The organism is Paraglaciecola mesophila (assembly GCF_009906955.1).
Classification (GTDB): Bacteria; Pseudomonadota; Gammaproteobacteria; order Enterobacterales; family Alteromonadaceae; genus Paraglaciecola; species Paraglaciecola mesophila_A.
This window is the reverse complement of record NZ_CP047656.1, coordinates 4,120,066-4,141,611: the sequence shown is the minus strand read 5'-3', so window position 1 is coordinate 4,141,611 and position 21,546 is coordinate 4,120,066. Positions and strand designations below refer to the sequence as shown.

20 protein-coding genes are annotated in these 21,546 nt (G+C 45.3%); 11 read left to right on the top strand and 9 right to left on the bottom strand.

Features of this window, described 5'->3' with window-relative positions; translation table 11 throughout:
• Positions 1 to 94: 94 nt before the first annotated feature.
• Positions 95 to 1,144, bottom strand: coding sequence for a nucleoid-associated protein YejK (gene yejK, locus FX988_RS17600; RefSeq protein ID WP_160181398.1), 1,050 nt, complete (start codon positions 1,142 to 1,144; stop codon positions 95 to 97).
• Between the two features lie 174 nt (positions 1,145 to 1,318).
• Between yejK and FX988_RS17595 the strand changes: the two genes are divergently transcribed.
• Positions 1,319 to 1,537 carry a DUF1414 domain-containing protein gene (locus FX988_RS17595; protein ID WP_007988296.1) on the top strand — a complete coding sequence of 73 codons (219 nt, stop codon included), beginning with the start codon at positions 1,319 to 1,321 and terminating at the stop codon, positions 1,535 to 1,537.
• 8 nt (positions 1,538 to 1,545) lie between these two features.
• Entirely contained in the window at positions 1,546 to 3,075 is a 1,530-nt protein-coding gene (locus FX988_RS17590; protein WP_160181397.1) for a DUF3413 domain-containing protein, read from the top strand.
• Between the two features lie 96 nt (positions 3,076 to 3,171).
• Here the strand turns inward: FX988_RS17590 and FX988_RS17585 are convergent, their stop codons facing one another.
• Positions 3,172 to 4,023, bottom strand: coding sequence for a putative RNA methyltransferase (locus FX988_RS17585; protein WP_160181396.1), 852 nt, complete (start codon positions 4,021 to 4,023; stop codon positions 3,172 to 3,174).
• 77 nt (positions 4,024 to 4,100) lie between these two features.
• Positions 4,101 to 5,297, bottom strand: coding sequence for an MFS transporter (locus FX988_RS17580; RefSeq protein WP_160181395.1), 1,197 nt, complete (start codon positions 5,295 to 5,297; stop codon positions 4,101 to 4,103).
• Between the two features lie 379 nt (positions 5,298 to 5,676).
• Between FX988_RS17580 and FX988_RS17575 the strand changes: the two genes are divergently transcribed.
• On the top strand, positions 5,677 to 6,759 hold the full coding sequence (locus tag FX988_RS17575) for a putative zinc-binding metallopeptidase (RefSeq protein ID WP_160181394.1): 1,083 nt from the start codon (positions 5,677 to 5,679) through the stop codon (positions 6,757 to 6,759).
• On the opposite strand, the gene FX988_RS17570 is transcribed toward FX988_RS17575, so the two are convergent.
• Positions 6,756 to 7,499 carry a 20S proteasome subunit A/B gene (locus FX988_RS17570; protein WP_160181393.1) on the bottom strand — a complete coding sequence of 248 codons (744 nt, stop codon included), beginning with the start codon at positions 7,497 to 7,499 and terminating at the stop codon, positions 6,756 to 6,758. The genes FX988_RS17575 and FX988_RS17570 overlap by 4 nt on opposite strands.
• A gap of 161 nt (positions 7,500 to 7,660) precedes the next feature.
• On the opposite strand from FX988_RS17570, the gene FX988_RS17565 reads away from it, so the two are divergent.
• Entirely contained in the window at positions 7,661 to 9,115 is a 1,455-nt protein-coding gene (locus FX988_RS17565) for a circularly permuted type 2 ATP-grasp protein (RefSeq protein WP_160181392.1), read from the top strand.
• A gap of 1 nt (position 9,116) precedes the next feature.
• Complete coding sequence (locus FX988_RS17560; RefSeq protein WP_160181391.1) at positions 9,117 to 10,037, top strand: alpha-E domain-containing protein; 921 nt, start codon at positions 9,117 to 9,119, stop codon at positions 10,035 to 10,037.
• Positions 10,038 to 10,112: 75 nt separating this feature from the next.
• On the opposite strand, the gene fabB is transcribed toward FX988_RS17560, so the two are convergent.
• A complete protein-coding gene (gene fabB / locus FX988_RS17555; RefSeq protein WP_039992407.1) occupies positions 10,113 to 11,327 on the bottom strand; it encodes a beta-ketoacyl-ACP synthase I in 1,215 nt (404 codons plus the stop codon).
• A 258-nt stretch (positions 11,328 to 11,585) separates the two neighbouring features.
• On the opposite strand from fabB, the gene mnmC reads away from it, so the two are divergent.
• Positions 11,586 to 13,679 carry a bifunctional tRNA (5-methylaminomethyl-2-thiouridine)(34)-methyltransferase MnmD/FAD-dependent 5-carboxymethylaminomethyl-2-thiouridine(34) oxidoreductase MnmC gene (gene mnmC / locus FX988_RS17550; RefSeq protein ID WP_160181390.1) on the top strand — a complete coding sequence of 698 codons (2,094 nt, stop codon included), beginning with the start codon at positions 11,586 to 11,588 and terminating at the stop codon, positions 13,677 to 13,679.
• Between the two features lie 40 nt (positions 13,680 to 13,719).
• On the opposite strand, the gene FX988_RS17545 is transcribed toward mnmC, so the two are convergent.
• From FX988_RS17545 to FX988_RS17535, 3 genes are read right to left on the bottom strand one after another with little or no spacing between them, the layout of a single operon-like run.
• Complete coding sequence (locus FX988_RS17545; RefSeq protein WP_160181389.1) at positions 13,720 to 14,031, bottom strand: YfcL family protein; 312 nt, start codon at positions 14,029 to 14,031, stop codon at positions 13,720 to 13,722.
• Positions 14,032 to 14,063: 32 nt separating this feature from the next.
• Positions 14,064 to 15,200, bottom strand: coding sequence for an ATP-NAD kinase family protein (locus FX988_RS17540; protein WP_160181388.1), 1,137 nt, complete (start codon positions 15,198 to 15,200; stop codon positions 14,064 to 14,066).
• A gap of 29 nt (positions 15,201 to 15,229) precedes the next feature.
• Positions 15,230 to 15,832, bottom strand: a complete 603-nt coding sequence (locus FX988_RS17535) for an elongation factor P hydroxylase (RefSeq protein WP_160181387.1) — start codon at positions 15,830 to 15,832, stop codon at positions 15,230 to 15,232.
• A 147-nt stretch (positions 15,833 to 15,979) separates the two neighbouring features.
• Between FX988_RS17535 and FX988_RS17530 the strand changes: the two genes are divergently transcribed.
• From FX988_RS17530 to FX988_RS17515, 4 genes are all read left to right on the top strand, one after another.
• Entirely contained in the window at positions 15,980 to 16,711 is a 732-nt protein-coding gene (locus FX988_RS17530; protein ID WP_160181386.1) for a CBM9 family sugar-binding protein, read from the top strand.
• A 62-nt stretch (positions 16,712 to 16,773) separates the two neighbouring features.
• Positions 16,774 to 17,565: an FFLEELY motif protein gene (locus FX988_RS17525; RefSeq protein ID WP_160181385.1), complete on the top strand. Its 792-nt coding sequence runs from the start codon at positions 16,774 to 16,776 to the stop codon at positions 17,563 to 17,565.
• Positions 17,566 to 17,568: 3 nt separating this feature from the next.
• Positions 17,569 to 18,036, top strand: a complete 468-nt coding sequence (locus FX988_RS17520) for an acyl-CoA thioesterase (protein ID WP_160181384.1) — start codon at positions 17,569 to 17,571, stop codon at positions 18,034 to 18,036.
• 13 nt (positions 18,037 to 18,049) lie between these two features.
• Complete coding sequence (locus tag FX988_RS17515) at positions 18,050 to 19,243, top strand: TIGR02281 family clan AA aspartic protease (protein ID WP_160181383.1); 1,194 nt, start codon at positions 18,050 to 18,052, stop codon at positions 19,241 to 19,243.
• Between the two features lie 127 nt (positions 19,244 to 19,370).
• Here FX988_RS17515 and FX988_RS17510 read toward each other — a convergent pair whose 3' ends face one another.
• A complete protein-coding gene (locus FX988_RS17510; protein WP_160181382.1) occupies positions 19,371 to 20,228 on the bottom strand; it encodes a PA4780 family RIO1-like protein kinase in 858 nt (285 codons plus the stop codon).
• 412 nt (positions 20,229 to 20,640) lie between these two features.
• Between FX988_RS17510 and FX988_RS17505 the strand changes: the two genes are divergently transcribed.
• Positions 20,641 to 21,477, top strand: coding sequence for a hypothetical protein (locus tag FX988_RS17505; protein WP_254700653.1), 837 nt, complete (start codon positions 20,641 to 20,643; stop codon positions 21,475 to 21,477).
• The last annotated feature ends 69 nt before the right edge of the window (positions 21,478 to 21,546 follow it).

The window sequence follows — 21,546 nt, the reverse complement described above, 5'->3', positions numbered from 1 at the left end:
ATTACGAGCTTAGTATATCTCGGGTATGAAACTTTATCATGTGTTTACACCAGCCATGCTCTTCACGCTGGTGTATTTTCGACCTAATAGACAGTTACTTTTGAGCCTTCAACAACTGATCCTTCAAATTTGGCGGAATTCCCTTAATCATCAATGTGTCTGAGCCTGCATCATAATGCACACGTTCTCCATATAAATTGCGTTCAAAACTCAAGCTAATACCGCCCCCTTGTCCACTAAATTTTGCTAGCGTTTTCAGCGCACTACGATCCGCTTGAAAGGTTTCTTCAATGGGCGTTTCACTGTTCGCGACGAACTGATAGAAGTCATCCCCCTCTGGTTCTTTAGGAAGCTTATCGGCTAATTCTTTAAGCTGAATGTCTTCACCAGCATCAAGTTTCTCTTTGTAATACTCAGAAACAGTTTTGCGAGTTGCATTCTTTTCGCTGGCATCCATTTGTTCTGAGGCTAAGTATTCATCCACCGAATTAAGCAACTGTTTATTCTGCTGTTTAATATCAACGAGTTCTTCACACCCTAAAAATTGCATAAAGAAGTCTGACACCTTGCGCCCCATTCGGCCTTTAATAAAGCTGATATATCTATTTTGCTCAGGGGTTGTTGATAGCTGGGTAAGGTCGATACGTACCGCAAGCTGCATTTTAGCTAAATCTAAGTGGTCACTGCTGCTCAGCTCTAGTTCACGGTTAATTTCAACGTGTTGCTTGGTGTTTAAAATGGCTATCATCAAGTACTCAGTGGCCAGGAACTCATAATGGCTAAACACCACAAAGCCCGTTTCAATACTTGCCATGTCAGCCATGGTTTTTTTCAGCATCTGACTGCTTTGAATACTAAAATCAACAAAGGTCTCGGGATCACTAAGCATGGCTGTTAAATGCGCTTGAAACGGACTGACTGGAATATCTTCACCCTCTTCGTCTTTGGCGGGCTCAGCACCTTGCTCTATAAAACCACCGACCCCTTTACCCGGCTTTGTATTAAAAGCATGGTTAATTTGCTGGGCGAGGTCTTCTATTTCTGGGGTGACAGAAAAACAGCTATCACGCGGTACAAGCGTTAATTGCTGCTGTTCATTGATCGCTAATTGATGTACCACAAAATGGCGAATGAGTGCGCTCACGTTGGCTCCTTTATCTTAATTAAGGGTTTGTGCTTAAAAAGCGTAAACCTAAAATGGTTCTTGTTGGACGAATTACGCCCTTTTCAATGACTATTTATCTACCTACACTGCGCATTACTCGCATTTTGAGCGGACCATTGTTACTATCTCGCCATTACTATTGAGAGAAAAAATATGCCTCAAAATTCTAAATATTCGGATACCCAATTCGAAAACCTTATGCACGACATCATCATCGCACTGGAAAAGCACCAAGCCGGACGAGATTTATCATTGATGGCATTGGGTAATGTCATCACAAACATTTTTATGCAACAGGTCAACGAAAGTCAGCGAAGTGAAATGGCTGATAAGTTTACACAAGTACTTTTAAAAAGTATCAATGCTAAATAGATAAATTCATGATTTTAACAGAAACGCCTAGACGTAAATTAGTCACACAGTTAGTTACTTGGGGTCATTGGTTTGCGCTTTCAAATATGATTCTGGCGATCGCGATTGCCAGTGTGTACATATTTAGCTCGCCTGCTCCTGAGACACCATTGGGGATCATTTATTTACTGTCCAACTGGATCAGTCATATCGGGTTTCTGACTTTCTTTGGGTTTATCATTCTCATTCTGCCTCTGTGTTATCTAGTGCCAAATGCCCGTACGGTTAAGGTCATTAGTGCAATTTTGGCAGCAGTGGCCTTGGCCATGTTGGGCTTTGATGCATTGCTATATAACAAGTATGGGGTGCATTTAAGTTTCTCTACCGCGGAAATGCTCAGAAGTGAGGCTAACGTCGCACGTTCGGTATTTAGCTGGCAGAGATGGGCATTCTTTTTTCTGATCTTTTTGTTCTGGTTATCGGCCCAGTTAGTGCTAGCCAATGCCCTGTGGAAGCGCGTGGCGCGCTTGCAAAAGCGTAAACTTGCCTTGCCCATTAGCAGCTTTTTCGTCGTGTGCTTTGTGTCTAGCCATGCACTGCATATTTGGGCTGACGCAAACTTGTATCATCCTATCGTTCAACAAGACGATCTGTTCCCTTTGTCTTATCCTGCGACAGCGAAAACACTAATGTCACGTTATGATTTACTCGATAGAGACAACTACGAACAGCGTCTTGAACTACAATTTGATGATCGAGTTAGTCAAATCAACTATCCATTGTCCCCTTTGTATTGCTCCGTTTCTGGGCAAAAGAAAGTCTTATTGTTAGTCAATACTGATGCACCAACTAGCGCTTTTCAGGCACCATTAGCCCATAGCATACCGCTTTATGCAGGCCAATCTTCTTCTGCTGATAATCAGCGTAGTTATTTGTTTGGACTGCCCGAGCTTTATCATTCTGTGCTAGCAAAGGAAACGCCTATTCTGCTTGATTTGCCTTCAGCGTTAGGGCTGAAGGTTGGAATATACGCCAGTGAATTAGACGCGGGCAAACAAAGCAAGCAGTTTAGTCAGCAATGGTCTGACTTTGAACAAGGAATAATCTCAGCGGCAACCCATCTCGCCGTTGGTTTTACAAACAGTGAGCAGCTCAGCGCGATACTCGCTACTCCGCAAGTAATGCAGCAGTATCAGGTATTAGCCGTAACGGGAAATGACCATGGCGGCAATAGCCTGTTCAGTAATACTGAGCTATTTGCTGACTTTGCCAGCAGCGAAGATTTAGCCCCAACCATACTGAATTTACTGGGTTGCAACGCACCTACGCAAAACTACAGTACGGGTCGAGATTTAAGTCATCCTGGCCGTGACTGGTTAGTGACAACCCATGAACGCATGGTTATCGTTATGCAAAACGATAAACGCATTGAAGTCTCTAGTAACGGCAACAGCAAAGTTTATAACTTGTTAAGTGGCAAAGAGTTAGCAGATGAAGCTGATACTCGGTTGCTAAGCCAAGCCATAAAACGCTTAAGCAGTTTTGCGACGAACCCTTAAACACTGGACCCTAAACACTGGACCCTAAACACTGGACCCTAAACACTGGACCTTGAGAATTTCCTAAGCCTGCAAATGCAGGCTTTTTTGTGCCCTTTATCCAGCTTTGCGCAACAAGCGTAACGAAAAATGCGCACTGACATGCGTTAATAGCGCCTTAATACGTTGGGTATTTTCCACCGACGTAGACCAGTAGTATGGCGTCATCATCAATAGGTTCATGCGCATCTCAGGGGTGGCTAAATCAAACGAAAAGGTTAAGGTTTCTTCATGGGCAAGTTCAAAACCACTTGGTACAGCGGGTGACGCTTTGTGCTCAGCAGGTGCTGCATACACACACGCTTTTAGCTCAGCTAAATGTTCAGGAGCAGGGTTTACTTGTAACCACATGCCGTTGTCAGCCAGAATACGTAAAATTTCCGCCTCACTACTTGGCGCGAACACTTGGATAACAGCATGCTGGGTTGCATTCGGCACAGGAATAGCAAAACTACTGGCAACACAAAATGCACTTTCAGGGTACTTTTTCGCTGCTTTTTGCACTGCAACCTTAGAAATATCTAACCCAGCGCCCATGGTTTTTACATTTGAAGATCCGGCGTTGAGTGCCGTTAAAATACGCTGTAAATAATAACCTTCACCACAGCCCGCATCGAATAGTGAAGATACGGCATCTAGATCAGTCTCACCGGAAGAGTTGCTGGCTAAATAGGTCGCCAATAATTCGGCCATTCTGCTCGCTAATGGCTGGTAATGTCCTTGCTCCAAAAATGCGCGTCTAGCGTTGACCATCTGCTTATTATCACCCGGCTCTTTGCTATTTTTATGCTGAGCAAGCAGTAAGTTAACGTAGCCTTCCTTTGCCATATCATAGGTATGCCCAGCGTCGCATCTATACGTACGTCCAGTTAAAAGTAACGGTGACTGACAAGCAGGGCAAATCCACATGGTATTTCTCAGATAATTAAAAGGCGCAGTGTAGCAGAATATACCTTTGCTTATGCGCCCAAAGTCAGGGTTGTCGATTAATTAACGCCAAGTTTAACCTGTGCAATATGACGCTTTACAAATCGGCTGTACGCCCACGTCATCGCCCACAGCCATGCTCCGCCGATAGGGATCACCCAGAATGCAGTCACTAACGGCGCATAATGCGCCCAAAGCCCAGTACTAAATGAAGCAACCTGCACGCCAATCGATGAACCAATAACACATAGGCCTGAAATAATCGGCCCTTTATCGCTATCCACGTCCATTGCGGCCGAAAGCATCAGCGGGAACAAGCCTCCAAGCCCTAGGCCCAACATGAAATTACCCCACGACATCACCACTGGATCAACGGCTAATTTAATCATAAAGCTGCCTGTTACCATGATGGTGGCTAAAATTAGCATCAATCGATGGGAGGTCAGCCATTTAAGCAATAAAGCAAACACAAGGCGGCTGACCACCATACCAGCGGTAAAAAAGGCGAATACTAAACGCGACTGCTCACCGCTAAAGCCGTGACCATTTTGTGCATAACTTACAAACCAATTGGCGTTACCAAACTCTACCATGCCGTAGCCAAAAGCAGCGAGAGCCAAAAATATAAACACCGGACGGCGAATTATGTCCCCATAAGATAGACTTTTACGGTTTTTCTTTGCCTCTTCTGGAGCGACAAGTTTTTTACCTTGATGAGCCACGCGCCAGGTATAAACAGCCAGAACTAACATACCAACAGCTAATATACGCAGTGGCCAGCGCCAGTCATGCTCAATTAAATACAAACCAGACACATAAAACGGTGCGGCCAACGTGCCAAGACTAAACATAAAATCCATGAAGCCCATCATGGCAGAGCGCCGCTCAACATGTAGGCGCGCGATCACGGTATGCCCTATGGTGAATAAGCTCGACGCGAACATCCCCAGCACCAGCGCACCAACAAGCAACCATAACCAATGTTGCACAAATGAAATAGCCAGCAACAAGAGCAATACGCAAAGAAGCAGCACCGCAAAGAGCGACATAAAATCAAACTTTTGTGCGTATTTGCCACCCAATATAGCGCCGAGGATCATGCCTATCGATATCAAAGTAAAAAAGGCCCCACTGACTACTTCATTCATAGCAAGGTTTTGTGCTAAGTCGGGCAGCAACACTCCCCATAAGATAAACACCATGCCTAGGAAGAAAAACCCAGCAAAGATGACAGACGTAGCTGCGCGGCGATCCATAAATACTCCGAATAAAACCTATTGAACAAAGATGACTGTAAATGACCTGCTTCCTGAATTTCTGTTCCAGGTGCAATAATTGTCCGCAAGGTAACCAGCATATACCCTTAGTTGCAATGCTAATTATTCAAATTTTCGCTGAATTAGTGCATATCGACAAATTTGCAAAGCAATGTTAACGGCAAATCCACAAACCACTCAAATTGCTAACAGACCTGCGTTGAAAATTAATCGTTTTTTTGAATCTATCACTATGGCGCGAGAACAAGAACACAAAATAAACTCTCAAATTTGATACGTTAGTTATTCGGATAAACTCACTAGCTTGCTACAATCTATAACTGCCCCACTTCGGTGGTGATTTACTAGGAGTGTTTGCTTGAATACCTTTACCTGCCAGTGCGCTAATACCTTGCATTTTGCTAACTCAAAATGTGTCTCGTGCGGGTTAATGCTTGGTTTTATTCCAGACGAAGCAAAACTGAGCGCTTTTACCACGAACCAATATGGAAACTTGCAAGCCTCCTGCAACGGCAAGCTTTACCGAAAGTGCAAAAATTACGCAGACCATGATGTCTGCAACTGGATGGTCAGTTACGACGATAACCATGAATATTGCATTTCTTGTCGATTGAATGAAGTGATCCCCAATCTAGCCGATTCAGATAATCTAACCCTTTGGTTTCGATTAGAACAAGCAAAACGTCGTCTACTATATAACGTGATCACGCTCGGCTTGCCCATAGAAGGTAAAAGCCCGAATAACCCCACCGGTCTAGGGTTTGCATTTTTGCAGGACGAGCTTGAAGACCAATATGGCAACGAGCTTACTGTTAAAAACTTTGTGACCACAGGTCACGCCAGCGGCCTAATCACCATCAATATCAACGAAGCGGACCACAGTAGCCGTATAGAGATGCGCGAAAAAATGGGCGAGCGATACCGTACGCTCGTTGGGCATTTTAGGCATGAATCCGGTCATTATTATTGGGATCGATTAATCGCGCATAGTGATAAGATTAACGAATTTCGTCGCTTGTTTGGCGATGAACGCCTAAGTTACGTAGATTCAATGCGAGAATACTATAAGCATGGGCCATCTAATAATTGGCAAAATGTATGGATCAGCGCTTACGCAAGCATGCACCCATGGGAGGATTGGGCAGAAACTTGGGCCCATTACTTACATATGATTGATACGTTAGAAACAGCAAACGATTTCGATTTCTCCGTAGCGGGTAACAAAATAGCCAATCCGATCCCATCAAGTGAAATTCACGATCAAGTATATATCGCGTCGAGCTTTACCCATTTATTCGATAACTGGTGCCAATTGACCAAGGCCCTTAACGGGCTAAATCGCAGTATGGGGCTAGATGATGCCTATCCGTTTGTTATTTCTATTACCGCGCTGGATAAACTTCGCTTTGTACATGAAGTCATATCCAATAAAGATTATTAGCGATTATATTTATCCCAATCGAGCTTGGGTAACTGGTTAAAAGCTGATTTTATGCCGTTGTTCCACTGAGCTTGAATCGATAGATAATCCTCGCTGTTCGCACTTAAAACCAAATGTTCAGGAGATTGAAACACATCTCGCCTGTGCAAAGAAAGTTCTATCGGCGTCCCCACAGATACATTGCTACGCATCGTCGAATCGAGAGATATCACCGCGCAGCGCGCAGCATCAGATAGAGAAATATCGGCGCTAATTATCCTATCCAAAATCGGTTTGCCATATTTGCTCTCACCAATTTGAAGATAAGGCGTTTCAGCAGAAGCAGAAATAAAATTACCTTGCGGGTAAATGAGGTAAATCTCGCAAGGTTGTCCTTTTATTTGACCACCCAATATGAAGCTAGATTCATTACTACCATTTGAGTTTTCAAACGCCTTACCATGGGTACGTTGCTCATGCTGACTCAATCTACCAATGTACTCGGCAACTTCATGCAAGTATTTTCCCTGACTGATATCGAACTTAGCCTCAGGATCGTCTAAGTCTCGCTTAATCCCATTGACTACGGCTTGAGATGTGGCCAAGCTACCAGAGGTAAGTAACGTCAACACACGATTATCATCAAATACAAATCGACTCATTTTACTGTACGTCGCGACGTAATCGACTCCAGCATTGGTGCGAGAATCAGACGCGAAAACAAGGCCATCGTCCACACTTATCGCTAAACAATATGTCATACTTATTTACCTAAACTATTCGCTACCGTGGCGAGAGAAAGCCTGCCTGATTATGGCTCTTGATTTGAAATGAAGCCAATATAAACGTCAAGACGTTTTTGTATCAAATTCACACTAAAGTCGTATACTAAATGAGCAACTAACAAGATGGAGAGCTCAGTATGCCGATTGATTGGAATAAATACGACACGGGTCCGTTTCACGATGAGTTAGTAGAAACCTCAGGGAGACCAAGAGGTTATGCAAAAGAATTATGTAAATTCATTCAAAACCTATCTGATGTAGAACTACAAGAATATAAAGCGGGTGCCGATTCCGCTATCAAAGTCATGGGGATCACGTTTCGCGTGTACAACGACGAAGAAGGCTCCATAGACAGAGCCTGGCCGTTCGACATTGTGCCGCGCTTAATTGAACTCAAAGAGTGGCAACAAATAGAAAAAGGGTTAAAGCAAAGGGTCAAAGCCCTCAACATGTTTATAAACGATCTGTATAACGAGCAAAATATTGTAAAAGACGGAATATTTCCTGAAGCCTTATTAACCCATTCAAAAAACTTTCTCCCGCAATGTAAGGGAGTGACCCCACCACTTGGTATTTGGGCGCATATCTGTGGCTCAGATTTAGTCCGTGATCAACACGGCACTGTGTATGTACTCGAAGACAACCTACGCGTGCCTTCAGGGGTCTCATATATGCTTGAAAATCGACAAGTAATGAAGCGCGTATTTCCTGAAATGTTCAAACAGTACGACATTTTACCAGTAGACAATTACCCCTCCGATTTATACGACATGCTTGCGGCGTTATCTCCTCGGAACATTCCCGAGCCAGAGATTGTTGTACTAACCCCAGGTATTTATAATTCAGCGTATTTTGAACACGCTTATTTAGCCCAACAAATGGGTGCTGAATTGGTAGTGGGCGATGATTTAGTGGTTGAAGACGACAACTGCGTATACATGCGAACCATTAATGGACTGAGCCGCGTGGATGTTATTTACCGGCGCATCGATGACGCCTTTATCGACCCCGAGGTATTCAATCCTGAATCAACTTTAGGGGTACCCGGTCTTATGCGCGCCTGGAAATCAGGGAATGTCGCCCTAGCAAATGCACCGGGTTCAGGTGTAGCGGATGATAAAGTAGTGTATAGCTATGTACCGCAAATTATTGAATATTATTTGAACGAAACGCCACTGCTTTCAAACGTCCCCACCTACCGCTGTGTTAACCCAGATGAAAAAGAATATGTGCTAGCAAACATTGAGAAGATGGTGGTCAAACCGGCTAACGAATCCGGCGGATACGGCATGCTAATTGGTCCCCATGCAAGTGCCAAAGAGCACGAAGCGTTTCGTCAATTGATCAAAGATGACCCTCGAAATTATGTGGCTCAACCTATGTTATTGCTCTCTACGGCTCCCACTATGGTGGGAAATACCGTAGAAGGGCGGCACCTTGACTTACGGCCATTTATTCTTAGCAGCCAAGAGGTAAAAGTGACTATGGGCGGCCTTACACGTGTCGCGATGATCAAAGGCTCAACCGTGGTAAATTCATCCCAAGGGGGTGGCAGTAAAGACACATGGATCGTTGATATGGAGGGCTCCTAATATGTTATCTCGCGTCGCTAGTAATTTATGTTGGTTAGGCCGCTATTTAGAGCGCGCCGAAAATACCGCTAGGCTTATAAACGTTAATTCTAACCTGCTATTAGATTTACCCAAAAGTATCGTATTGGGTTGGGAACCACTCGTTGACATTGTATCCGACAGAACTGCGTTTTATGCAATCTATGATGTCGCTGACGAACATAATGTATTGAGATTTCTATTACATGGCCCAAATAATCCGTCATCGATCGTCAGCTCATTAGAATTCGCACGAGAGAACGCTAGAACCATTCGGGAAATTATTCCAAGGGAAGTATGGGAACAAATCAATGAGTTATACCTCTACGGTCACGAAAATTACTCCAAAGCCTTAGTGCGACGCTCACGTTATGAGTTTCTCACTGAGGTGATAGAATCGGTGCAGAAAATAACCGGAATACTCGCCGGCACTATGACTCAAGATGAAGGCTATCATTTTTTAAAAATTGGTCGCAATTTAGAACGGGCTGACATGACCACGCGAATCATTGATGTGCGCTCTGCATCATTACTACCTGAAACAGAAACCGAGCAATCAGCGTTTGAAAATTTACAGTGGATGAGTGTGCTAAAGTCATTAACCGCTTACCAAATGTACCGCCGAGAAATGCGCCTAAGAATTCGCAGACCAGATGTTTTAAAGTTCCTGTTACTTGAAGAACGTTTTCCTCGGTCACTACTTCACGCGCTACAAGAAGTGGGAAGATGCGTGCAAACCCTACCTAACTACGCGGAGACTAAAACGGAAATTGAACGTGTTGAAAAGATGCTAATGGACGCCAATCCACAATCGCTTATTCAAGATAAGCTGCACCACTTTATTGACGATGTGCAACTTGGCATCAATCACGTGTTTAATAAATTAGAAGAGACCTATTTCTAATTACCAACCCAATGCTCTGCAATAAAAAAGCCCGCTAAACGTAGCGGGCTTTCTCATAATTGATGTGCTGGGCTACTAGCCTTTGTAGCGTTGCATCACCAAAGTACAGTTTGTGCCACCAAAGCCGAAGCTATTTGACATAACCGTATTTAACTTGGCATCACGGGTTTCCGTCACCACGTCCATACCTTGTGCCGCTTCATCTAAGGTTTCAATGTTGATAGAAGGCGCAATAAAGTCGTTCTCCATCATCAGTAAACTGTAGATAGCCTCGTTAACACCCGCAGCACCTAAAGCGTGACCTGTCATCGCTTTCGTTGCACTCAGTGGTGGTACTTTATCGCCGAACACTTCACCGATAGCCCAGAGTTCTTTTACATCGCCTACAGGAGTCGACGTACCATGCGTGTTGATATAATCAATTGGTTCATCTACGCCGTTCATTGCTTGTTGCATGCAACGAATAGCGCCTTCACCTGAAGGTGCTACCATGTCCGCACCATCTGATGTTGCGCCGTAACCTACGATTTCACCGTAAATTTTCGCACCACGGGCCAGGGCATGCTCTAGTTCTTCAACCACAACCATACCACCGCCGCCAGCACCAACAAACCCATCACGGTTTGCATCATAGGTACGAGACGCCGTGCTTGGGTTGTCATTGTATTTAGTTGAAAGTGCGCCCATGGCGTCAAATTCCATTGATAAAGTCCAATGAAGCTCTTCGCCGCCACCAGCAAAAATAATGTCTTGCTTACCTAGCTGGATTTGCTCTAGGGCATTGCCAATACAGTGGGCACTGGTTGAACAGGCCGAACTAATTGAGTAGTTAACCCCTTTGATTTTAAACGGCGTGGCTAAACAAGCAGACACAGTACTGCCCATGCAGCGTGTGACCATATAAGGGCCAACACGACGTAAACCTTTTTCACGTAATATATCGACTGCGCCAACTTGATGCTGAGAAGACGCACCGCCTGAGCCGGCAATGATACCGGTGCGAACGTTTGAAACCATTTCTGGTGTCAAACCTGAATCTTCTACCGCTTGCTGCATGGCTATGTACGCATAACCAGCTGCATCGCCCATGAAGCGCAGCGTTTTACGATCAATATGCTCAGATAGGTCAAGATTAACCTTGCCCCAAACATGGCTGCGCATGCCATTTTCAGCAAATTCTTCAGAATAAGTGATGCCAGAACGCCCTTCTCTAAGAGATTTCGTGACTTCAGTTTTGTTGTTACCAATGCTAGAAACAATGCCTAGCCCGGTGATAACCGCTCTTCTCATGATAAACCCTTCAAGCAAAAAATTGCCGCTTTTAAAATTGCCGCATATGGTAACGATTTTCGCGTTGTAACTGGTCTGCTCTTTTACATTGAGCAATTATGCACAACGGCTGTACAACACATCGTTACCGGTTAGGAATAGCAACGCTATTTGGTTAACACTATTTGGTTTGTGTAGACTGTTTGGCTTGTCCAGATAGTTACCTTAAACTATCAGGCTTTTGAAGACTAGCCCAAGCATACTCGGAGACCTCCAGGATTGACCATTAAAACAGCAGATATTCAGTTTAACGCTGACGGCACACCCGTCGCCACAGATTTCGACGATGTTTATTTCTCTTCGTCTGATGGCGCGCAAGAAACGCAGTACGTCTTCTTGCATAACAATCAGCTTCAATCTCGCTGGCAACATTGGACAAAGCCGACCTTTGTCATTGCCGAAACAGGATTCGGCACTGGGCTCAATTTATTAGTCACATTGGCTGCATTCAAAGACTACTTGGCCCAAAACCCCGCTAGCACCTTTACTCTGCATTTTATCAGTACCGAAAAATATCCACTTAGCCATACTGACTTAGTCCAAGCGTTGGGTGCATTTGTTCAATTCAAAGATAGTGCTAACGCATTAATTGCTCAATATCCAATGCCGCTTAATGGCTGTCACAGAATGGCATTTTTGAACAATCGCGTGATTGTCGACTTGTGGCTAGGCGATATTCATGACTCATTGCCCCAATGGCAGACCAATGAAAGCGGCTTAGTAGACGCTTGGTACTTGGACGGTTTTGCGCCAAGCAAAAACCCTCAAATGTGGTCGACGCAATTATTTGAACAGATGGCCCGTTTAGCAGCAAAAGATTGCACCTTTGCCACCTTTACCGCCGCGGGTTTTGTAAAACGCGGATTGCGTGATGCTGGCTTTGTGGTAGAAAAGCGCAAAGGTCATGGGCGCAAGCGAGAAATGCTCGCAGGATATATCGCCCCCGAATCAGATACGCAAATCAATCGCCAACAAGCCAGATATTATCAACGAGGCGCTTATATCCATCCAGTTGATGAAAGTGTTAACAAGGCAAAATGCGGTCATGGCTTAAAGCCTAAAGTCGCGATTATTGGTGCTGGCATAGCAGGGGCCACTACCGCCTATGCCATGGCGCAAAAAGGTTATCACTGTGATGTATATTTTAAAGAAGCTGAGCCCGCACAAGGCGCCTCGGGTAATCCTCAAGCAGGCTTCTACCCGCAACTGAATGTGGATGCCAGCAACGCTAGTCAAATTAACGCTCATAGTTTTATATATGCCGCCAATCAGTATCGGCAACTATTATCTCAGGGGTTTGGCTTCGCCCATCAGTGGTGTGGCGTGTTGCAGCTTGGTTTTAAACCCGCATTAGCCCAACGCTATGCAAAACTAGCTGACAATCAATTATGGCCCCCAGCCCTTGTCCGCTATGTAGAAGCAAACGAAGCAAGCAGGCTAGCAAACTGTGAAATCCCCTACGGTGGTCTTTTTATGCCCTTAGGTGGTTGGATAGATCCTGCGCAGCTAGTCACCGCGTTATTTAACGCTGCAGCACGCTTGAGCAAGGTCACATTGCACAGCCACCACTGCCTTAGCGAACTAGAACAAAAAGCAAAAAGTAGCAACACATCGCCACCTCAGCCTTGGCAACTACGTTTCAACCAAACAGCTAACAAGGCAAGCATAAATAGCGTAGAAGCAGATATTGTGATTTATGCAACGGGAGCGCAAAGTCATGAGTTACCACACCTCACTGATTATCCGCTACGTATGGTTCGCGGTCAGGTTGAAGCGATTCCCACTCAGCCCGCTCTCAGTGAACTTAACACTGTGCTGTGTCATAAAGGCTATTTAACCCCCGAATACAATGGACAACACGCCTTAGGCTCAACCTATGTAAAAGACGACTTAAACACTGAGTACCGGCACAGCGAGCAAGATAAAAACCTAGCCACTCATTATCAGTCACTGGCGAAGTGCAACTGGGCACAAGACGTCGTTGGCAACGCACATGGCCGGGCAGCCGTGCGCTGTAGTTCACCAGATCATCTGCCCTTAGTGGGCGCGTTAGCCGATATACGTAAACAAAAAACAGAATTAAACGATTTATACAAAGCCTTGCCGCTAAACTATTACCCCAAAGCCAGTGATATGCAGAATCTATTTATGCTCACTGGGCTTGGTTCTCGGGGCCTGACCACCGCTCCGTTAATGGCCGAAGTACTCGCAAGCCAAATTAGCGGTCACCCTCTGCCCTTGGCCAACGATTTGCTGAATGCATTAAATCCGAATCGTTTTTTGATCCGTCAGTTGATCCGCCGAGAAATATAAGAAATGCATTGTTAGCTGTTAGTCTTTGTCAGAGAACAGCCTAAAGCTCTGCTTTGGCAAATAACCTGTCCCACAAAGCTGAAACCTGCGCTTGATCTTGGCCTTCAACCTCATTGTTGGCATAGGCTTTTTCTAAACTGGTTAGCATGTAGCTATTCATTGTTGCCAATGAATAGTCATCTAATGCCAACGCATTGCTGGTCACAAGCGAAAAATGCCCAGTTAAATAACTGGCAATAAACAATTCTTGATCACTTCCATCAACGACTACGCTATCGAGGTATTCCTGAGTTGAATCGACAAACTCATCGAACGTTTGTTTTGCTGCATCACTGTTTACAGAACTACTCATATACCTAGTTGAATTCCTATATTTGGGTTGGTTTAAAATTTGGCTATGGGATATAACACCTGATCTTTGTAACCCGTGGTAACACTGATGACACCTGCAAGCTGTGCATCTAAGTCTGCGTCCCCAGTATCGGCAATTAAGGGCTTACCGTTTAGTCCTTGAAGTTTGCTTTTAGTGGCAACCAACAGGAAATGTTCACGGCCAATTTGTTTGAGTACGTCAGGGCTAAGTTGTTGATTCCCCCTGCCGAATATATGCCCTTGGCCACCAATTAAGGTAATCACCAAGGTTGTAGCTTGATTTGTGGTGTATTCGAGCAATGCACTGGCAGTCACATCATGGGCAACAATTTGCTGATTCTGTACAAGGTCCACACCAAGCAAGGTATTGCTTACCCCTAACTCCTGCATGATAAAATCCACGGTAGAGCCAGAGCCCATGACAAACAAGCGCTCAGGGTGTTCTTCCATGAATTCAATCACATGGGCTGCAATATCGCTAAGCACGAGTTCATCAGATTCCTTACCGCCCATTTTCACTGCCTGAATATAGCGAAGCTCACTTGGCACGCGCATTTCACCATACTGGCGAGCATTGACGCGGCCTTGACGAAAAAGGGCCTCGTCTATGTCCATCACGGCGGCTTCTTGCAAGGTGACAATTTCCCCTTGAACCATCATGGCTACCACTCGACCTGCCGCCTGCGGCGTGACCGCATATACCCCAGAATGGATTTTACACCCTGCAGGCACACCCAGCACGGGTAATGACTCTCCGACAATGTGACAAACATTGCGCGCAGTGCCATCTCCACCAGCAAACAGCAGCAAATCAACGTTTTGCTGTTGCAGTAGCGTGGCGCAGCGCTCGGTATCTCGCGCCTCACTTTGGGCCGCTTGTTGTTGATACACCACTGTGTGTTCAAACCCCATTTCGGCAACAAGTGCTTCGCCCATCTCACCGCTTGCCGTATAAATATGCACCTTATCCTTCAAACTAAGGAGCTCTTCAAGTGCCAGGCGCGTGCGCGTATTTGCTAGCTTCGCTGCACCAAGAGCGAGGGCTTTTTCGCGGGTTTCAATCCCATCGCTGCCTTTTAAGGCGACACTGCCCCCAATACCTGCAAACGGATTGATCACCAAGCCAAGTTTAAAACTGGGTATGCTCATCACAGAAGCTCCTTACTTTGGCTATTAGCTCACTCATTAGGCAATCTAAACTGCTCAATGTTGAGCGCGGCTGTGCCATAAAATTCCATCAAAGCATCAATAAACAGCGCCGCTCGTGGGGGAAAGCCATCACGCAAATAACATAAGACTTGCTGATGAACATGTAAAGTAAACGCTTTGCTGTCGCCCTGTGCACCATTTAAGTTATCCGTACTGACTCGAAAACGCTTTTTTGCTGCCACTGAAAACGCCCATTCGATGGCTTGCGGCTTCACCTCAACTTTCTCAAACGCCCGTTGTTCATCTTCGCTGCGGCCATCGGGGCAATACCAATAGCCATAATCATTTAGCAACCGCCGCGCTTTGCCTGCGATGCACCAATGGGCAATTTCATGTAACGCGCTAGCAAAATAACCATGAGCAAAAATAACTTGATGAAAATCACACTGCTCGTTCGCTGGAATGTACTCTGGCTCGCCTTCACCTTTGATTAAGCGTGTATTTTCGCTTTCTTTAAAGGCAGCATTAAATAGCGCTATGACATCTTGATAGCGATGTAATTCTGCGCATTGTTCTCGACTTGGCGGGTCGCTAAGGTCGTTTAGATGGGTAAAAGCGGTAGAGGTATTCATTGGGCTGGCATTCTACCTAACCCCTGCCTATAAACTCAAGTGAGTAACAGGCTATTGTGTTAACTACCGCTTTGCGTCAAGCTAAAAGGAATTAACTCAGCATGTTAATTATCACCAACTTAACGCCCTCACCAACAAGGACTTATCATGTTTTCAGGCTTACTAAAACCACTGCTCATGGCGTCTTTTTTTAGCAGTCTTTCAGCCCACGCGTTCGACGTAACCTATACCTCAAAAGCCCCCGTCATAGATGGCTCTCAAGAAGCCGTTTGGCAACAAGCTTCTTGGCACGACATGCCTTATTTGATGGATGGCAGCTTACCCGAGAAAGCCGATTTCACCGGCCGTTACCGCTTGTTATGGGATGAAAATTACTTGTACCTACAAGCTGAAATTACTGACGATATGCTGATTGATACCCATGCAGATCCGCTTGTACGTTACTGGGATGACGACGCACTGGAGATTTTTGTTGATGGAGATGCTTCCGGCGGCATTCATCAGTTCAACCACAGTGCTCTGGCGTATCACATTGGTCTTGATAACCAAGCCGCAGACATTGGCGATGATGAAAAAGCCCACCTGTATAACGACCACATAAACAGTAGCTGGAAACGCCAACTAAATTCGCCGAATACCATTTTATGGGAGGTGTCCATTAAGCGTTACCCTAATGACTATACTGATGCCGCCCCCAAAGCGCCTATTGCGTTAAAAAGCGGTGATGTTATGGGATTTATGCTGGCCTACTGTGATAACGATGGCAGTGAAGTACGGGAGCATTTTATGGGCTCTCACGATTTTGCCGCACAAAACGGCAGTAAAAACTTAGGTTTCATTACCGCAGATGTCTTCGGTAAAATTACCCTAAAAAAATAAAATAATGCTTTCTCGCAACTCTGGAGTACTTAAGCGCAATCCCATGGGCGATATGCCATCATATGAGTGACTTAGTTGCTCAGATATCTTGTCATTTGCACCGCGTTCACACGCTGCAAAACATGGCGAGTAAAGCAAAACTGTTCCCCCTTGTAAAAGGGGTGCAGCTTTGGCAAACCTTGCGTATGCAGGCAACCCATGAAGCGCATATGAACGATCCTCGTACGGCCCCTGCTTTGGCGTTTTTTGTTGAGCAAGTATATGGGCCACAAGACTTCAGCCAGCGCGACGCGGATATAAAACGCGTTGTCCCTAAAATGCACAAATATTTGCCTAGCCAAGCGCTGCTCTCATTAGAGAGCGCCCTGCGACTACATGCCTTATCTTATGAACTGGATTACGGGTTAGCTTTGGCACTTAAAGACATCATGCTAGCAGCCAATCCCCCCTGTGCTAAAACCCCCATGATGATCAGCAGTCAAACTTACGCGGCAGCCTACAGCAAAGAAAACAATGGCGATTTGCGACACAAGCAAATAAGGTTATTGATTGAACTTGGGGAAAACCTTCGCCAGGCTGTCGCAATAAAAGGCGTTGCCATGATGCTCTCGCTATCAAAACACCCAGCTCGCTTGAAAGGGCTACAAGCGCTACATCTTTTTTTGCATGACGGTTACAAAGCGTTCAAAAAAATCCCTAACAGCCGACGCTTCATGGAGGATATTGTCAGTAAAGAGGCACATCTTGTTACCATCTTGTCTACCAACCAAACGTTTTCCGAGCAAGTGTATTCCCAACAAGGTACTTACCCGTTACCTTGTCTTCCCAGTATTGAAATACCTATTGAGGCATAGTCAATGACGCCAGATTCTTCCCTTTCTCTTGTATGGCAGTTCCCGAATCCGTTTATTTGCCAATGGCAGATAAGCCCTGAACAAATCGACCATTACAACCATGTGAACAATGTGGCTTATGTCAGCCAATTAGAGCGTACTGCGTGGGCCCACTCAAATGCGTTAGGATTGAGTATTGAACAATACCAAGACCTTGACCGAGGTATGGCGATTAGTCGTCATGAAATAGATTACTTGGCCGCAGCAGTATTGGGCGATACGCTAGCCTGCGCCACATGGATTGTCGCCTGTGATAACAAATTAAAACTCGCTAGGCAGTTTCAATTTATTCGCCTAAGTGACGGTTTAACCATGCTAAAAGCCCGTACCGAATTTGTGTGCATTGCCCTTAGCTCAGGTAAGCCCAAACGTATGCCAAAAGTATTCTCTGAAACCTATTTTAACGCCATGCTGACACCGGCTAAAGAATAACAGTATCATGGCCATGACTAAACTTAATACCGCTTTGATTTTGACGTTAGCTGTCTCTGTGGCATTCAATGTTTATCAGTATCTCAGGGGGAATGAAAAGGGCTTGTTAGCGCCAATGCCTGCACTTGCTCCTTCAAATCAGGAGGAGCCCCAAACGCCGTCCAGCCTTCAACCTGATGTCACGGATGAAGGCGCGCAGCCGGAAGCCCGTCAGCCGTTTAATGAACACGAGCTAGGTGTTGCAACTGACAAACCGGTACAAGCACCCAAGCGCTTTAAACCGGATCGCCGCGAGGCCTATTTGGCCCAAACTCGGCGCTGGCTCGCGGCGCAGGAATACGCCAAACTGGATGCGTTTTTCCCGCTATATCTACGCCAATACCCGCAAGATGTTGAGTTTTTACTTCTAGAAGCTGAATATATTGCGCATACGCATTTGCTCAGTGATGCCATCATTCATTACCACAGCATGCTCAATTTACCCCTCAGTAATGCGCAGCAGACCCAGGTGCAAAACACTATTACGCGCTTGACCAACGACACCATCACTCAACTGAAACAAGCCAATTCTTGGGATATTCTGGCGCAATTCGTCGAGCCCTTATTACAAGTTAGCCCAACTGACCGGGGGTTAATTTTAGCCTTGGCCACTGCATATGCTCGCCAGCAACAAGCGGGATTAATGGAAAACGCCCTAGCGTCAATCCGTTATGATGATCCACAAGCCATGGAGATACGGCACATCATTGCGCAATATAATGACGATGCGATAGCCAAGCGCGATGACTCTGCTAACAGCGACAGCCCACCCATAAATACCCCAGCGGGTGGTATGTCTATTGAGCTACAAAAATACGGTGACCAGTACGTAGTTGAAACACGCCTTAGCGCTCAGCAGGTACACTTTTTGATTGATACAGGTGCATCTACTACGGCTATTTCTCGGCAGAAATTTAAAGCATTATTCAAAGCGGTCGAGACCAAATTTGTTGGACAATTCAATGTACAAACGGCTAACGGCGTGGTGCGCTCTCCCATGTACCAGTTCGCCAGCCTCGAAATTGGCAAAGCGAAGGTGAAAAATGTCAATGTGATGGTATTGCCCTTAGATGAATTAGGTCATAGTGATGGCTTACTCGGAATGAATTTTTTGCGCGAATTTGATTTTCGAATTGATCAGAAAAATGCTCTGTTGCATTTGCAGTAGATAATTCAGCTTGGTTGCGTTGAGTCGGCTGAGTGATATGAATTAAGTAGAGTGAAGTTGAGTGAGATAAGCAAAATCTTAGGGGATTGGCTTAGCAAATACACCAAGGCATTTTAGTATAATAGCCCTAGTCTTCGTCACTAGGGCCAGCGATACGCGCTTTTCGTGCTTGCTCTTCTTCAAAAGCCGCTTTGATTTCCTCTAACACAGTATCTACGTCCGCTTCATCATCCGGGAATTCAAAATGCCCAGTCAGTTGTGTATCCGCTTCAAGCTCGCCGGCTTCAAACAAAGACCACATTTCTTCAGCATAATGGCTGTTTTTCAGCTCTGGGGCATATTGGGCATAATATTCAGTCATATTGCGTACGTCGCGCTGAAGCATACTAAAAGCATTGTTGTTTGCAGCAGCATCTACCACTTGTGGCAAATCGATGATCACAGGCCCGTAGGCATCCACCAATACATTAAACTCTGACAAATCCCCATGTACCAAACCGGCTAACAGCATACGCATGACATACACCATGACCACAGCGTGATCTTCTATCGCTTGTTCTGGAGACATGGTGACGTCGTTTAAACGTGGTGCCACATCGCCATCGTCATCGGTAATCAGCTCCATTAACAGTACACCGTCATAACAGCCATAAGGCTCGGGCACCCGCACACCTGCCTTAGCCAGTGTAAACAAGGCATCTACCTCGGTATTTTGCCACGCATCTTCTTGTTGTTTACGCCCGAATTTCGAGCCTTTCTCCATGGCGCGAGCACGGCGGGAGTTACGTACTTTTCGTCCTTCTTGATATTGCGCTGCTTTTTTAAAGCTTCGCTTCATGGCCTCTTTGTAAACCTTTGCGCAGCGTGTTTCATTGCCACAGCGCACAGCATAAACCGTCGCTTCTTTGCCACTCATTAATTGATAAAGCACTTCATCGACAAGGCCATCGTCAACTAAAGGTTGAATTCTTTTAGGTATTTTCATGGCGTCGTTATACAGCAGTTAAGGCTTGCTTGGAATAGCAGCAAAAAATTGACATACATTTACTCAATGACACACCTTAAAGAAGAGATTAGATAGGGGTTGCGCACGACGATGCACATTGCTCAGTACCTGAAGCCAACATAACAGACTCAGCTCAGGCAAAGCCAATACACAGCGCTTAGCAAACAGATTAATCTGCTAATGTTGCAAATTCAAGTGCTTAAATAGCCTGCTTGATAAAACCTTAGACAGATTTCTAACAAACTGATTTTGTTAGCACATTAGGCGTGTCACACAGGGTTAGGTTCGGGCATTAAGCAATCTGTTAGCTAGTACACCTGTGATTGTTGCCAGCAAGCACTAAGTGCTATGCTGCATATTCGGTTCAGTTGTTTACGTCATTAGGACCCCAATGAAATCACTTCGGTTACCTTGTATCGTGTTAATCAGTTGCATGTCACTTACCTGTTTAAGTGTTGCTCAAACGCCTTCTCCCCATGTATTAGAACAAACCACAGGGTTAAAACGATTCGATGCTTCCCATCGCTTATCCGGTGAAAACAGTCGTAGCACCTTAGATATTAAACATATCCATGTAGGTGATAACGTGATTGCCAGTGCGATCCCCTTGTATGACCAAGGCGCGAAACTGCACCACATCGCCGGAAGTAGTCGCAGCGACAAAGTCCGTTTGAGCTTTTATCAGCCTTATCAAAATTCTCGTTTAGAGCAACGCATAGCGCTGCACTTTAACAAGTTCAACGGTTTTATTACGCAAATTGACAGCTTGTATACCGTTGAAAGCGCCTATGTGGGCATTGAAGATGTGCTCAAAGGTGTGTTGTCGTCGGCGATTGCTAAATACGGCGAACCTATTAGCCTTGCCGATGCTCGCAAACAAACGAACACCCCACAAGGCGATGTCGCGTTAAGTGCTTATATTCAAACTCTGACCCCGCGCGACGACGTCGCAAATGACGTGCTGGCATTTTTCAATGATTTACGCGTTTCACGTAGCGCTAAGTTTGTCGGTGATGAGGCTGGGCACGCACTATTGCACAGCGGATTTAACCGTTGCTACTTGTGGCAACGTGACAGCTACAACCAAATGCTCACCTTGTGCTTCTTCCCCCCAAATTCGGCAAATTCAGCCAACCGTGGGGTTGAATTACAATTAGTAGATTTTGCCGTACAGAAAAAAATAGCCGCGACACAGAAAATCAAAGACGAACTTTCATTAAGTTTGTAAGCCATAACTGGTCTGAGAAGCTCATTATGAGGGCGAAGATTATAAATTATAAGTAAATGGGGGCTGTCA

Excerpts from the sequence above, each read along its gene's own strand:
- FX988_RS17595 (WP_007988296.1), top strand. The coding sequence starts at position 1,319 with ATGCCTCAAAATTCTAAATATTCGGATACCCAATTCGAAAACCTTATG.
- FX988_RS17590 (WP_160181397.1), top strand. The coding sequence starts at position 1,546 with ATGATTTTAACAGAAACGCCTAGACGTAAATTAGTCACACAGTTAGTT.
- FX988_RS17585 (WP_160181396.1), bottom strand. The coding sequence starts at position 4,023 with ATGTGGATTTGCCCTGCTTGTCAGTCACCGTTACTTTTAACTGGACGT.
- FX988_RS17580 (WP_160181395.1), bottom strand. The coding sequence starts at position 5,297 with ATGGATCGCCGCGCAGCTACGTCTGTCATCTTTGCTGGGTTTTTCTTC.
- FX988_RS17570 (WP_160181393.1), bottom strand. The coding sequence starts at position 7,499 with ATGACATATTGTTTAGCGATAAGTGTGGACGATGGCCTTGTTTTCGCG.
- FX988_RS17565 (WP_160181392.1), top strand. The coding sequence starts at position 7,661 with ATGCCGATTGATTGGAATAAATACGACACGGGTCCGTTTCACGATGAG.
- FX988_RS17560 (WP_160181391.1), top strand. The coding sequence starts at position 9,117 with ATGTTATCTCGCGTCGCTAGTAATTTATGTTGGTTAGGCCGCTATTTA.
- fabB (WP_039992407.1), bottom strand. The coding sequence starts at position 11,327 with ATGAGAAGAGCGGTTATCACCGGGCTAGGCATTGTTTCTAGCATTGGT.
- FX988_RS17545 (WP_160181389.1), bottom strand. The coding sequence starts at position 14,031 with ATGAGTAGTTCTGTAAACAGTGATGCAGCAAAACAAACGTTCGATGAG.
- FX988_RS17540 (WP_160181388.1), bottom strand. The coding sequence starts at position 15,200 with ATGAGCATACCCAGTTTTAAACTTGGCTTGGTGATCAATCCGTTTGCA.
- FX988_RS17535 (WP_160181387.1), bottom strand. The coding sequence starts at position 15,832 with ATGAATACCTCTACCGCTTTTACCCATCTAAACGACCTTAGCGACCCG.
- FX988_RS17530 (WP_160181386.1), top strand. The coding sequence starts at position 15,980 with ATGTTTTCAGGCTTACTAAAACCACTGCTCATGGCGTCTTTTTTTAGC.
- FX988_RS17525 (WP_160181385.1), top strand. The coding sequence starts at position 16,774 with ATGAGTGACTTAGTTGCTCAGATATCTTGTCATTTGCACCGCGTTCAC.
- FX988_RS17520 (WP_160181384.1), top strand. The coding sequence starts at position 17,569 with ATGACGCCAGATTCTTCCCTTTCTCTTGTATGGCAGTTCCCGAATCCG.
- FX988_RS17515 (WP_160181383.1), top strand. The coding sequence starts at position 18,050 with ATGACTAAACTTAATACCGCTTTGATTTTGACGTTAGCTGTCTCTGTG.
- FX988_RS17510 (WP_160181382.1), bottom strand. The coding sequence starts at position 20,228 with ATGAAAATACCTAAAAGAATTCAACCTTTAGTTGACGATGGCCTTGTC.
- FX988_RS17505 (WP_254700653.1), top strand. The coding sequence starts at position 20,641 with ATGAAATCACTTCGGTTACCTTGTATCGTGTTAATCAGTTGCATGTCA.